Source organism: Methanobrevibacter sp. TLL-48-HuF1 (assembly GCF_023617305.1).
Classification (GTDB): Archaea; Methanobacteriota; Methanobacteria; order Methanobacteriales; family Methanobacteriaceae; genus Methanocatella; species Methanocatella intestini.
Genome location: NZ_CP081485.1, coordinates 47,647 through 62,177 on the forward strand (window position 1 = coordinate 47,647; position 14,531 = coordinate 62,177).

The following is a 14,531-nucleotide window of genomic DNA, read 5'->3' on the forward strand; positions in this document are numbered from 1 at the left end:
AATACTATGTAATATGGTGATTTTTTATGGAGATTACTCTAAATTTAAAAACAATTTCTACAATTGTAGCTGTTATAGCTGTAATTATTGGTATAATTGAAGGGTTAAATGTTTTTAGTTTATCTGGATTAGTTTCAGATTTTGTATTTTATGGTTCTTTAGCAATAATTATAGCTATTCTAGGTCTTTTAGGAGTTTATATTTCTAAGATGGATATTAGAATAGCTGCAATTCAATATATAATTATTGGTCTTGGTCTTTTTATAACTATTGGTTATTATGGCGTAATTGGCTGTGTTATATTTGTTGTTGCTGGTGTTTTAGCAATTGTTGAATATATGCAAACTAAAGAGGAAGTTACAGCAGACAAAAAGCTTTTTTTAATTCCTGTTTTAACTATTAGCATAATTGTTTTATTTTTACTTGTTAGTGTTGGTTTAGGCATTTTAGATAGTATGGCTGCTTCAGATTCTGTATCTTTTAGTGATTTAAGTGCATCTATATCTAATGAATACGGCACCACTTCTGGTGATTTAACTGGAACATTAAATGTTGATAAAGACTTTGATTATTTGGAAGTTAAAGTTAGTTTTTATAATTCTAATAATTTAACACTATATGAATCATATGCTTATAATGGAAATAATGTTCATCCAGGCAAATATTCAATTGATGCATTTTATTTTGGAAATGAAATCCCTACAAAAGCAGTAATTGAAGTATATAATGAGATTAATAGTGATCCGATTTATACTCAAAATGTAAATATTAATTAGGTGTTATCTGATTAAAGATAACACTTTTTTTATTCTTCTATTGGTTCATAAATAAGACCGATTCCACGTGTTTTAAATAATTCAGTTAATGCAATTATCAGTGTAAATATAAGATTTGTAATAATAAACATTGCCCACCAGAGAGGTTCTGGTGATGTTAGTGTATTTATTCCTGAAGTTCCGATAATCATCATAGCTATCATGGTGATTGTAAACAGTACAAATGCAATTACACATTCTATTACTGTTAATCCAATGTAAAATAAAATATATCTGGCAGGACCTATTGTTAAGATTACTTCTTTTATTTCTTTAAAGTCAAATGCTTTTTTAAAGTTATTATGAGCAGCCATATTTGACAGGCTTATGAAACTTACAAAATATAATATGATTCCCAATATTATGGATATGATTGCTCCTGCTGTTCCGATTATTCCTCCGGAGATGTGATTTAAAAATGCTATATTGCTAACAGCTAATATTATTATAGGAATTGCAAAGTATATGAATTTAACAAGAAATACTTTTGCTCCGTTTATTAACATTTCCTTTAAGTTATTGAATTCAGGCACTTTATCTGTTCCATTAATCATTCCGCGGGTGGAGATTTCTAGTATTTTGTATTCATATCCTAAAAATAAAAATCCGGGGATTAATGTAAGTACTGCCGGTACAATTAAACTGGCAAATTTTAAATTTAAATTTGCATTCTGATAATGGATTAATATTAAGAGATATGTCATCCATAGGATAAATATTGAAAATAATGTTAGTCCAAAGTAAAACAGTGATTTTGAGTTTTTTATTGAGTATTTGATGCTGTCATTGTATATGTCAAGTATCATATTTCTTTCTCCAGTATTTTTCAGCAACTATGTAAAATATATGTTACTTATGTAAAATTAAGTTTACATCATATATAAATGTATGGTTTATGTTACATGTCTGGAGTAAAATTTCAATGTAAAAAAAAGTTTTAAAAGAAAAGAAAGGAATCTTTTCTTTATGGTCTTAAACCTGATCCACCTTGGAGAGTTATTGTTTCTCCAGAGATGTAGCTTGCAGCTTCCGATGCTAAGAATAAGCAGGTTCCACCAATATCTTTTTCAGCATCACCAAATCTTTGTAATGGTATGCCTTGTATTGTTTTTTCATAAATTTCAGGATATTCTTCCTTCCATTGTTCTAATTGGGCAGTCATTACAAGAGGACATACAACATTGATGTTGATTCCGTCACAACCCCATTCTGTTGCAGCTACTCTTGACATACCTCTGATTCCTTCTTTTGCAGCAGCATATGATGATTGTCCGTCTCTTCCAAACAATCCGGCACCTGATGCAAAGTTGATTACAGAACCTTTGCTTTCTTTAAGATATGGATGAGCATATTTCATAAAATTAAATACTGCATATAATCCTGAGTTGATGGCTAAATCAAAGTCTTCTTTTGTATGTTCTACAAGTTTTAATCCTGATTTGGAAGCTTGTGCATTGTTTATTAATACATCAATTCTTCCATATTCATCAACAACTTGTTTTATTGCATCTTTTACCTGGTCTTCATATCCACCGTCAGCTACAATAGCCAATACTTTTATATCATATTTGTCTTCAAGTTCTTCTTTTGCTTTTAAAAGTGTGGATTCAGTTCTGCCTGTAATCGCAAGGTTTGACCCTGCTTTTGCAAATGCTGTAGCTATACCAAATCCGATTCCTTTTCCTCCACCAGTTATTATCGTTACTTTTCCATTCATATCGTTGTTCATAAATATCCGCCTCTTAATATAAATATAACGAAGTATATTTATCACGATTTATAATATGCCTTTTGTATTATATAAAATTTGCTTATTGATTTTTCTTAAAATAAGTTGTATTGTTTTATTTTCATTAATGATGGCTTATGTGTCTTATTTAATTTTATAGAATAAAATTTAAACATGTGTTTAAAAAAACAGAATATTTTTATAAAAAAGTAAATTAAAAGATTTCTCTTAGGATTGGGTAGTGTTGTTATTATCTATTGAGAAATCTGATTTGTTCATATCAAAATTACCGGTAGCTTCTTTTACGACATTGCCGTCATGTATAATCTCAATTTTGGCATGATCTATAGCTAAATATTTATGACTGTTGTAAAATCCGAAATAAGAACCATATTCACTATTATCTACCGTATTTAATCCTTCAGTTGTAGTAGCTAATGCGTTTCCATTACTATCATAATATGTTGTTTTTAAGAAGTAACCCTGAGTATTTGATGGAAGATTATTAAAAATAGCATTGACATTGTAATAATAACCGCTTTCATCACTAGTTCCTGAAATATCTGTAATTGTTATGGAGATACTGTCTGGATTGTAAAATAGAATACTGCTAAAAATGGCTATTCCTATAATTATAATAACTATAACTGCAACAGGAATTAATATTTTATTTTTAGATAGATTAAATGAAGCTTTGCTGCTGAATATTTTGGAATCCATATTGTCGTCGGATTTAGCTTCAGCCGGAGCTTCATTAAATAATAATTCATCTATATCTTTTTTAGAAGTTTCAGTTTCTTCGGTTTTTTGAACTTTTTTAGGAGTTTCTTTCACTGGAGAATTGTCATCGACTAAAACAGAATATCCGCATTCATTACAAAATTGTGCATCATCAGGTAGTTCATTTCCACATTTTGGGCAATATTTGCTCATTTGTTTTCACCTCTATTGTAAATTGAATCTGTATAAATATGTATATAAATTGTTATTGATATTTCTTTTTAAAAATTTTCGAAAAATTTATTTATAATAATTGTTTATTCTTAATTAAAGAGGTTTTTTATATGGTAGAATTAAAAGGAACAAAAACTGAAGCAAACTTGAAAGCTGCTTTTGCAGGTGAGTCACAGGCTCATACCAAATATGAATACTATGCAAGTCAGGCAAAAAAAGACGGTTATGTTCAAATTTCAAATATCTTTTCAGAAACTTCACATAATGAAAAGGAACATGCTAAAATCTGGTTTAAACTCTTGCATGGTGGCAGTATTCTGGATACTGCATCTAATCTTAAAGATGCAGCTGAAGGCGAAAATCACGAATGGACCAGTATGTATCCAACTTTTGCAAAAGAAGCCAGAGAAGAAGGATTTGATGAAATAGCTTATCTATTTGATGCTGTTGGAGCTATTGAAAAAGAACACAACGAACGTTATGATGTTTTACTCAAAAAAGTTGAGGAAGGCAGCGTATTTGTAAAAGAAGAAGAAATTGTTTGGATTTGTGGAAACTGCGGACATATCTTTAAAGGAAAAGAAGCGCCTGAAAAATGTCCGGTTTGCGCTCATCCAAAAGCATACTTTGAAAAAAGAGCAGATAATTATCTCTAGATTTTTAAAATCTGGACTTTTTTTCTTCTTTTTTTTATTATAAAAAGAATTTCAATTTAAAAAAAGGTTAAAAATCAGCTATTTGTTAATAGCTATTAATTTTTTAGCAGCTTTCATATCATTGCTGTAGATATGGCCGCTGGTGGAGTGGTAATGGATGCCTCCGAAGTTTACTTTTTCACCTAATAATTCTTTATTAAGTTCCTCTTTCATTTTGATTCCAATATAAGCTATAAAAAACATATTTGAATAAAAAGCACCAAAAATGTCATTGGATCTGAATAAACAGTGGATTGTCAATTCATTGTTACGGACAATACATTGCAGGAACTGTAAACATGGAATATCTTCACGGTCCTGGTCTAATTTCGGATCATAGGTAATAGCTACTGCACGGTTACTTCCGATTGCATGAAGCATTCTTTTTTTCATTACTTCAAATTGGTCTGTGTCAAAATGGGCCAATATACGGTTTGGGTAAGTGTATACGAATCCCTGATCATCGCTGTTTTCAAATGACCTGACATATTCATATAATGCATCACTTTTAATAGGACATCCTTCAATATCATATTTTCCGGATTTGATTTCATTTAGCATCATATCAGTAGTCATATGCTGGTATTTAGCAGCAAATTTTAAGTTTAACGGGTCGTCAATTATGTAAAAATTACCTAAACTTTCTTTTAAATGATGATTGCTGTCTTTATAAGTTTCTTTTCCTTCCTTTAAGATTTTTTTAACAAAATCTAAATAGCATTGATTAATAGATAGCATAATAAAATAATTCCTTAAATCAGTTATTTTAATTTTAGTTTCTTTTATAATATATTTATTTTTATTAAACTGAAAGTGAAATATGGTGTTCATCGATATTTTTCTTAATAACTTATTTATTTAGTTGTAATACTAATTTGTATACATTGTTATTATTTTTTAAAATGAATGTTGTATGTATTTTTATATTAGTAAATCTAATGTATTAATGTATAAAATTATATTTCATATATGTTTATATGATATTATAAAATTAAATTTTGGAGGAACAAAAATTGGTTAAATATGTTAATAAGTCAATTGTACTTTTTTTAGTATTTTTGTTATTATTAATAATTGTTCCATCTACTTTTGCTAGTGATGCTGTTGATAACCAGACAGTCGTTAGCAGTGATGAACAAATTGAAATATCTGCTGTTAATGATGGCGGAGTTATTTATAGTCATAGTGGGGATACTTCTGATGTTCTTACTGGTTCTAATGACATCTATTTCAATGCATCTGCAGACAGTGATGGAAAAGGAACACCGTCTAGTCCATATAAGTACTTGCAGTATAACAGATTAACTTCAGGATGTACTGCTCATTTTGCAGACGGTACTTATAATTTAGATGCTAAAAAAGGAATATATTCATCTATGACACTCATTGGTCAAAGTGCTCAAAATACTATAATTAAGTTTAACGGTATTGCATTTAATGTTGGAACTGGTTATACTTTAACTTTAAAAGATTTGACTTTAAATCATGCTACTGTTAAGAATTTTGGTACTGTCAGTGCAACTAATGTGATATTTAAAAATGGTGTAGCTGTTGATGATACAGGTTATGGATATAACAATGCATATGGTGGAGCTATCTACAATTATGTTAACACTGATTATTCAGGTTATGTAACTAATACACCTAAAAATACATTATATAACTGTACATTTTTAAATAACAGTGCAATGTATGGTGGAGCTATTTACATGCCATATGGAGAATTGTCTATTTCAAACTGTAAGTTTATTAATAACTCTGCACATTGGTTTGGTGGAGCTATAGCTTCTGAAAATGAATGTGGAATTTCTATTACCGGCACAACTTTTGAAAACTGCAGATCTGTAGATGATGCTGGTGGAGCTATTTATGCGTTTTCTACTGATTTGGAAGTTAAGGACAGTATTTTCAATAACTGTTCTGCAAACTTTGCAGGAGCTATCTGTAGTTTAAATTCTGAAATGTTAATTTCTTATTCTAATTTTACAAATAATCTTGCCAGATATGAAGGTGGAGCTATATATAAGATGTATGGTTCTGGAACTGTTATTAAATCCAATTTTACTAAAAATGCAGCTTTAAATGGTGGTGCATTATTTAGTGATAACTGTACTTCTTTTGAAATTAGAAACTCTGAATTTGTATCAAATGCAGCAACCGGATTTGGAGGAGCAATATTTTCCAATGCAAATCCTAAATTGACTGTTGATGGAGTTATATTTAGTGATAATAAAGCCAGTTACAATGCTAATATCTTAAATCAATCTAATTTCAGCCCTATTGTATCAAGCAGTAACAATTATTCATTATTTGTTTACAAATCATTATTTAATGGTACATTACCTGCCAGATATAATTTAGCTGAACACGGCTTTGTAACTGAAGTTAAAGATCAGCAAGCTTCAGGTAACTGCTGGGCATTTGCAGCACTTGCTTCTCTTGAAACCTGTGTTTTAAAAGCAAGTAATAAAACATTCAATTTCTCTGTAGAAAATATGAAAAATTTAATTGAAATGTATTCTTCTTATGGATGGCAAATGGAAACTAACAATGGCGGATACAATGGAATGCCGATGGGTTATTTGGCTAGCTGGTTAGGTCCTGTTAATGCTACTTTAGATCCGTTTGATGATAAGGGTGTTTTATCTCCGGTTTTGGATAGTGAAATACATATTCAAAACATTTATGTTTTGCCTGCACGTACAAGTTACACTGATAATGATGCTATAAAAGAAGCTATTTTAAAATACGGCGGATTATATGCTTCATATTATCATTCAGCAACATATCTTAACACTAGAACATATGGTTACTATGATCCATACACAGGTAATGGAAACCATGCAATTACTGTAGTTGGATGGGATGACAATTATTCAAAAAATAACTTCAATACAAAACCTGCAGGTGACGGAGCATTTATAGTTAAAAACAGCTGGGGAAGTTCCTGGGGAGATAAGGGTTACTTCTACATTTCTTACTATGATAGAGTTCTATTCGCTGTAAACAAAGATAACCAGGCATTTACCTACATTTTAAATGATACTGTAAGATACACCAAAAACTACCAGTATGATGTTGCAGGAATGACTGATTACTTAATAAATGGTAAAAAAACTATCTGGTATAAGAATATTTATAATGCAACTGGTAACGAAGCAATTGCAGCTGTATCAACATTCTTCAATACAACTGTTGATTACGAAATTTCTATTTATGTAAATGATGTATTGCAGCTTACCCAAAACGGCAGACATGAAGGAAGCGGGTATTATACCATTCCATTAAAAGAATATGTTCCTGTAGCTGTTGGGGATATCTTCAAAATTGTTGTAAAACTTGCAAATCCTCAAAATGGATATGCTGCTGTTCCTATTTCAGAACAGGTTTCAACAACAAGATGTTATTATGCTCCTGGAGTATCATACTTCAGTAATGACGGTAAAAAATGGACAGATTTATATGATTACTCAGCTTCAGCTTATAGTCACACATATAATTCTCAGGTAGCCTGTCTTAAAGCATTCACTATCACTGATATACAGAATACAACTGTTACTTTAAATAACATTGCTCCTAAAGTTCAGGAGTTCAGTGAAATTATAGCTACTGTAACTGACGGTAAAGGCAAAATGGCTAAAATCGGGGAAGTTATTTTCAGCATTAACGGAACTAATTATACAGCTGGTGTAGTTGACGGTGTTGCAAAGATTAGCGTATACTTTGATGAAGTTGGAGATTATGTAATTTCAGCTAACTATAAAAATAACGGATTGTATAACGGATCTTTCGTTCAAAAAACCGTCAGCGTTACCAAAACCGATGTTAATTTAACTATTGATATTGATGATATTGTTTATGGTGAAAACCCTATAGTTAATATTAATTTAACTTCAGTAGCCTGTGTTAATGTAACAGGTGATGTTGTTTTAACAATCAGCGGCAAAAAATATATTGTTAATGTTGTCAACGGTTTGGCGGTATTTGAAATACCTGAAATGTTAAATGCTGGAGAATATCAGGCTAGTGTATCTTATTTGGGCAGTGAAAAATATAACTTGGCTAACAGCACTGCTGATTTTACAGTAGCTAAAAAAGAAATCACTATGGATGTAACTGTAGATAAAGATTACAGAGACATAACAGTAAATGTTAACTTGTCTGAAAAACTTGATGGAAATTTAACAGTTCTTGTAAATAATACACCTTACACATTATCTTACACTAATGGAACAGGTTCATTAATATTAAAAAACTTAACTTATGGAAATTATACAATCAGTGCAGTTTTCACAAAAGATAACTACCAGACAGTTAATGTATCTGAAAATGTTGAAATAAACTCCATCAAAACAGTTTTAGAAGCGGAAAATGTTGTAATGTATTATAAGGACGGTACAAGATTTGCAGTTGTCCTGAGAGATATTTACGGCAATCCGTTAGCTAATATGAATGTAACCATTTCAATAAACGGCAGAAACTATGTTAAACAAAGTGATGAAAATGGTACTGCTTCTTTAGGCCTTAATTTGGAGAGTAAAAATTATACTGTTGTTACCACATTTGGCGGAACTTCCAAATACTTCGGAACCAGTTCAAATAACACAGTATCTATTTTATCAACACTCATCAGTAAGGATATAGTTAAATACTACAGAAACGGTACACAGTTCTATGCAACTGTTCTGGACTTCAACGGAAATCCGTTAGCCAATACAACTGTTATGTTTAATATCAATGGTGTATTCTACAATAAAACCACTGATGAAAATGGTACTGCTAAATTAAATATCTGGCTAAGGCCTGGAAAATATATTATTACAATATTTAATTTGGTTACTGGTGAACAGGCAGGCAATAATGTCACAGTATTGTCTAAAATTGTTGAAAATTATGACATGGTTAAATACTATAAAAATGCTTCAAAATTTTCAGTTAAAATCTTAGACAGTCAAGGATATCCTGTTGAAGGAACTATTGTAACATTTAACATCAACGGTGTATTTTACTACAAGGAAACTGATTCAAATGGTATAGCTAGTTTAGCTATTAATTTAAGACCTGGAAAATATGTAATTACTACTATATATGGTCAGTATGATGTAGGAAACAATGTCACTGTTCTGCCGACATTACAAACTAGCGATTTAAAAATGAAGTATCTTGATGGTTCAGCATTCAATGCAAGAGTTGTAGACGGTCAGGGAAATCCATTAGCTAATCAGATTGTTACATTTAATGTAAATGGTGTGTTTTATAATAAAGTTACTAATGATGAGGGTATTGCATCCTTAAACATTAAGCTAATGAAAGGGGAATACATCATTACTTCAATATACAATGGATTTGAAACCGGAAATACAATTAAAATTCAATAAGGTTTTTTAAATAAAACCTTTTTTTCTTTTTTTTGTATATTTGCAATAGGAATTATCTTATTTTCAACAGATGCTTTAAAATATTTGCAATATCTTTAATTAAACAAGCTAATTTTTTAATAACTTATCATTTAATTAGCTGATTTTCCAATTTAATTAATAAAAAAATATCAGCAAAAAATATCAGCAAAAAATAAAAAAAAGTTAGAGTTCCTACATTATGAACTCTAAAACCATATAAATGAATAAAAGTGCAAATAAAATCCACATTGCTTTGGATATTTCTTTTGCTTTACCGAATAAGACTTTAACGATAACAAATGCAAATACACCTGCAATAATACCTGTTGTAATACTTTGGGTAAGTGGAGTTACAATAATGGCAGCAAGTGCAGGAATCAGATCAGAAAGATTGCCTGTATCAAGGTTTTTGTACAGTCCGCACATTAAGATACCTACAACAACAAGTGCAGGAGCTACTGCAAAGGTTGGAATGATTGTAAATATAGGTGCAAACGGAATTGCAAGCAGGAATAAAATACCGACTACAATAGCTGTAAGACCGGTTCTTCCTCCTTCCATAATACCTGTAGAACTTTCAATGTATGTAACTACAGGGGAGGTACCTAAAAGGGATCCGATCATAGGTCCGAGTGCATCTACACTTAAAACCTTTTTAAGTCTTGGCAGTTTGCCGTTTTCATCATATCCGTCAACTTTTGTTGTAAGTGCAGTTAAGGTTCCCATTGTATCAAATAGAGAGATTACCAGAAATGTTACGGCAATGATTATAAAATCAATAAATGCCCTTGCTCCGGTAAATACTCCGGTAGCTTCTCCGAATTTAAATGCAACATTTCCCAGTGATCCTCCCAGATTGCTGTTGATTATAGCTGTTGGTATTAATGACTGGTCAGGTAAAACAGGACATCCTGCCAGTTCTAAAACAACTCCGATAATGTATGTTGCAATAATTCCGATTAGAATATTTCCTTTTACATTTTTCTTCATTAAAACCATTATGATGACAAAACAGATTAATGCCAAAAGGTTTCCGAGAGTAAAAATAGTTGAAGCGCTTCCAAGTCCTATTAGCTGTGTAGCCCAGTTTGCATCTCCGATATTTATTACCTGTGAAGAGTATGACAGGATTCCGAGGTTGCTTAAACCTAATGCAAGGATAAATAAACCAATACCAATTGATATACCGAATCTTAAAGAGTCAGGAATTGAATAGAATAATTTTTCACGTAGGGAAGTAAGTGAGATAACCAAAAAGATTATACCTGAGACAAAGATAGCTAAAAGCGCATATTCCCAGCTGTATCCCATAGTCAGTACTACGGTATATGTGAAAAATGCGTTAAGACCCATTCCTGCAGCCAGTGCATATGGGTAGTTTGCTATATATCCCATCAATATTGTAGCTATTGCAGCTGAAAGTGCAGTTGCAATAAATACTCCTTGTATGTCCATTCCAGTTTCACTTAACATTGCAGGGTTTACAATTAATATGTAAGCCATAGCTAAAAAAATGGTAATACCTGCAATGATTTCAGTTTTCACGTCTGTATTATTTTCTTTAAATTTAAAAAAAGCATCTAACTTAGACATATTATTATCTTTTTTAAATAATGCTTTATAAGTTTTTATATTTAAGTTCAGTTTCTTTCGATTTTTTTAGGCTGTATATTCAAATTGTAATTTATTTTTAGCATTTATATTCATTTTTAATTTGCTTATTTAAAATTTGTTTCATTTTCTAATTTCTTCAAAATATTCTTTGGGTTTTGTCAAAGTATTACTGGCTTTTTTTGAACAGCTTCGTGAATTGTACAACTGTGTTAAAATTAATAGAATATATTGTGTTAATATAGCGATATTCTTGTAATATTCTAATTATTATATAGTTGTCTGCAAAAATAGTATTGTTTTGTTTAATTTTACATTTTTTAGATAATGATTAACTTTGTTTGTCATATCAGCAATTTTCAAATGAATTTTTAGTTGTTTTCATATAAATAATATCTAAAACATGGACAATTTATCATATCTTATAAGACAATATTACCACAAAGTATATATTACATGCTAATATAAAATATAAAGCAAGGTGCAGATTATTAAAAATTAGGTCTTATTTTTAGTTTTCATTAATCTAGCATCATAATCATTCAAAGCAAGCGACACCTGACCTGAATAATCGAGCAAATACCACCAATAAAAAAGAATATCAACTTTTTCTTCATCAGATTTTGATTTGTCATTTAAAAATTTCCTTGCAGTCCTTCTAAGCTTTTTAATCTCATCCTTTGTTAATTCTTGAATCACATAATGCCTTATTAACAAACTAATGTCTTTTTCTTTGATTATATTGAAAGGAGAGTTATAAGCTTCTTTAATAGTACCATCAATTGAAACATGTTCAAAATCAGTAAAAACCATCCTATTTGCCACAATTAATATAAAACTCATTACCAATCGATAGATCGGTTGAAAATAAACACAATAATCTCTTATTGTCCTATCACTCGGTTCTATACCATGTGAAATAATATTATACAAATAATTATGCTTAGCATTATAAGCCAACACTATAGAACTTGTTATTTTATTAATATACCCATAAAAAATAAGTTTAATTATATCCTTCAGATTAAAAGGTGGTTTTCCGGGACCTGATGTGTCACGTTCAATTTTAAAGAAATTAAAAGTACCATCAATGATTTCTGAAGCAAGATACATGAGTTGAAATTCTTCCTCCATTTTTTCAATTTCTCCACTAAAATCATTCAAAATATATCTATTCAAAATCATATATATCAAAACTCCAAATACTCCATTAAATAATTATAAAATTAATTATAATTAATTATATATTTATATTTTCTAATATAAATAGATTTTAATTACTTTTATTAAGAATAACATTACATATAATCTAATTATTAATTATTACTAAAAATACATTAGATTTAGCAAAAATCAATAAAAATTTCATAGTCAAATGTAAAAAATAAGGTATATTCTATCAAAAAATTAGTTCAATATATTAATTGAACATTTTTAAAAAAATAAGGTAAAAATTAGTATTAAATTAAACATTAATCAAATGCTAATAATTTCTGCCAACACTCTTTTTAGAATCCTTGGCTTTTGCTTGTTTTGCAATTTTTATTCCAATTTCTTTTTTTATCTCTTTCTGTGTGTGTTTGTGGAGGTATTTTTGTTGCTACGAGTTCTTTAGAACCTATTTCCATTATTTCTTTTATTACTTTTTGTATTTCGTCTTGGTTGTCTGTTAGGAGTCTTGGTAGTTGGTCTTTGATTTCTCCGATGAGTGTGTTGATGTTGGAGTGGTATTTGTAGGTGTATTTTGCTGTTTCTTTTGGTTTTCGTGTTATTTTTAGTTCTGCATCGTGTTTTATTCCTATTAGTAGGTTTAGTAGGAATATGTGGCTGTAGAAGTCTTGTTCGATTATGGTTCGTCTTCTTCCGCTGAATTTTTCGATGAATTGTTTGTTTTTTAGTCTGTCGTAATCGGTTTCTATTTTCCATCTTTCGCCGTATAATTGCTTTAATTCTTCTGGTGTTGCTATTTCTTTTGGTAAATTGGTAAATAGTATTTCTGTTTGTCCAGTTTTTAATTTTACTTTAACTATTCTGACTTGGATGCTTTTTTGTTTTCTTGCGATTTTTTTCAGTTCTTCGTAGTGAAATTTTTTTATTTTTGCGTTATTTAAGCTGATATCGAATGTTTCGTCGGTTTTTTTATCATTATCCATTTTTTGTTGTTGTTTTTTGAATGTATTTGTTTTTCCTCGGATTAGATAGTATGAATTCAATGTTTCTGTTTTTAACATGATTTCTGTGGAATTATAGTATCTATCATAACAGGTAATTACATTATTCATATTTATTTTGTTTTTTACATCGTCTAAGTGTCTTAATGCTAGTGTTATTTCATCTACGGTTTGATTTTCAATTATTGATGATATTACAAAGTCCATTTTTGTATCTACTGTGCATGAAATCCTTGCATTTGCAGCAAATGTTTCAACTTCATTATTTGATGGAACTCCCATTTCTTCACGTGCCTGTGGATGATTTGGAATTTCAACATAAGATCCATCAGTTGCAAAAACGTGAAAGCCTTTAAAAGTTTCCATTTCTTCCACATTGTTGTATATTTCCATTATAACTCCATCATTCATGCCTATATAAACTTTGGGATTAATATATTGCATTCTATCGCAAACACTAGAACCAGTTATTTTCATAGAATAATCACCTGTTTGACTCCTTAAATACCTATTAACTTCATTAAATTTTGTTTTCTTACGATTAAATAAAGGAAATTTAATTGCAGTTTCCAAACTCCATTTACCACTACGAACAAAAGCATTATCACTTAATATATATTTTTCATCAACAAAATTATTAAAACTTGCTAAAAAAATTTGAAAACACATATTCAAAAACCATCAAAAACCACCCTAAAAACAACAATCCTCAAATAAAAACTAATATTATTAGATAATAATACTTTATAATTAATAATATATAATATTAACTATATAAAATACTTAAAAATAAATATAAATAAACTTACACCCAATAAAATAAAATTAAAATAATAACACACCGATACAAGCAAAATAAACAAAAAAATAAAAAAATGGAAAAAATTAAAATTAAAAATCAGAAAAAACACTTAACTTGATAGTACTGATACTTTGGAAATAAATTATAATACTAAAAGCCACAAAAGTATGGTTTAGAGAGAAAAGTATGAGACATTTTCTACAATGTTATGTTATTAATAAGTTATGTTAGTTTATAAATTTATAATTAATGTGGAGAACAATCTCAAGTCATGAACATTAACATTTACATCACAATTAACAATGTCATATTTTATTTCGCAATATTATTTTGCATTTTATGGAAATCATCATCC

Annotated in this window: 10 protein-coding genes; 3 read left to right on the forward strand and 7 right to left on the reverse strand. The window is 29.6% G+C overall.

Annotated features, from left to right (window positions below; all coding sequences use genetic code 11):
- Positions 1–26 precede the first annotated feature (26 nt).
- A complete protein-coding gene (locus K4897_RS00180) occupies positions 27–776 on the forward strand; it encodes a hypothetical protein (RefSeq protein ID WP_250416148.1) in 750 nt (249 codons plus the stop codon).
- 29 nt (positions 777–805) lie between these two features.
- Here the strand turns inward: K4897_RS00180 and K4897_RS00185 are convergent, their stop codons facing one another.
- From K4897_RS00185 to K4897_RS00195, 3 genes are all read right to left on the reverse strand, one after another.
- Positions 806–1,621, reverse strand: a complete 816-nt coding sequence (locus tag K4897_RS00185; RefSeq protein ID WP_019265527.1) for a DUF4013 domain-containing protein — start codon at positions 1,619–1,621, stop codon at positions 806–808.
- 158 nt (positions 1,622–1,779) lie between these two features.
- Complete coding sequence (locus K4897_RS00190; RefSeq protein WP_019268263.1) at positions 1,780–2,544, reverse strand: SDR family NAD(P)-dependent oxidoreductase; 765 nt, start codon at positions 2,542–2,544, stop codon at positions 1,780–1,782.
- 228 nt (positions 2,545–2,772) lie between these two features.
- Positions 2,773–3,477: a zinc ribbon domain-containing protein gene (locus K4897_RS00195; protein ID WP_250416150.1), complete on the reverse strand. Its 705-nt coding sequence runs from the start codon at positions 3,475–3,477 to the stop codon at positions 2,773–2,775.
- A 131-nt stretch (positions 3,478–3,608) separates the two neighbouring features.
- On the opposite strand from K4897_RS00195, the gene rbr reads away from it, so the two are divergent.
- Complete coding sequence (gene rbr, locus K4897_RS00200) at positions 3,609–4,154, forward strand: rubrerythrin (protein WP_019265530.1); 546 nt, start codon at positions 3,609–3,611, stop codon at positions 4,152–4,154.
- A 78-nt stretch (positions 4,155–4,232) separates the two neighbouring features.
- Here the strand turns inward: rbr and K4897_RS00205 are convergent, their stop codons facing one another.
- The gene (locus tag K4897_RS00205; RefSeq protein ID WP_019267108.1) at positions 4,233–4,931 is read right to left on the reverse strand and encodes a thymidylate synthase; all 699 of its coding nucleotides are present in this window, start codon (positions 4,929–4,931) and stop codon (positions 4,233–4,235) included.
- Positions 4,932–5,206: 275 nt separating this feature from the next.
- Between K4897_RS00205 and K4897_RS00210 the strand changes: the two genes are divergently transcribed.
- Positions 5,207–9,571, forward strand: a complete 4,365-nt coding sequence (locus tag K4897_RS00210) for a lectin like domain-containing protein (protein ID WP_250416152.1) — start codon at positions 5,207–5,209, stop codon at positions 9,569–9,571.
- A gap of 213 nt (positions 9,572–9,784) precedes the next feature.
- Here the strand turns inward: K4897_RS00210 and K4897_RS00215 are convergent, their stop codons facing one another.
- The 3 genes from K4897_RS00215 to K4897_RS00225 form a co-directional block, all read right to left on the reverse strand.
- Positions 9,785–11,185 carry an NCS2 family permease gene (locus K4897_RS00215; RefSeq protein WP_250416154.1) on the reverse strand — a complete coding sequence of 467 codons (1,401 nt, stop codon included), beginning with the start codon at positions 11,183–11,185 and terminating at the stop codon, positions 9,785–9,787.
- A 516-nt stretch (positions 11,186–11,701) separates the two neighbouring features.
- Positions 11,702–12,316, reverse strand: coding sequence for a hypothetical protein (locus K4897_RS00220; RefSeq protein ID WP_250416156.1), 615 nt, complete (start codon positions 12,314–12,316; stop codon positions 11,702–11,704).
- A 395-nt stretch (positions 12,317–12,711) separates the two neighbouring features.
- Positions 12,712–13,851 carry an IS4 family transposase gene (locus K4897_RS00225; RefSeq protein WP_250416158.1) on the reverse strand — a complete coding sequence of 380 codons (1,140 nt, stop codon included), beginning with the start codon at positions 13,849–13,851 and terminating at the stop codon, positions 12,712–12,714.
- Between the last annotated feature and the right edge of the window lie 680 nt (positions 13,852–14,531).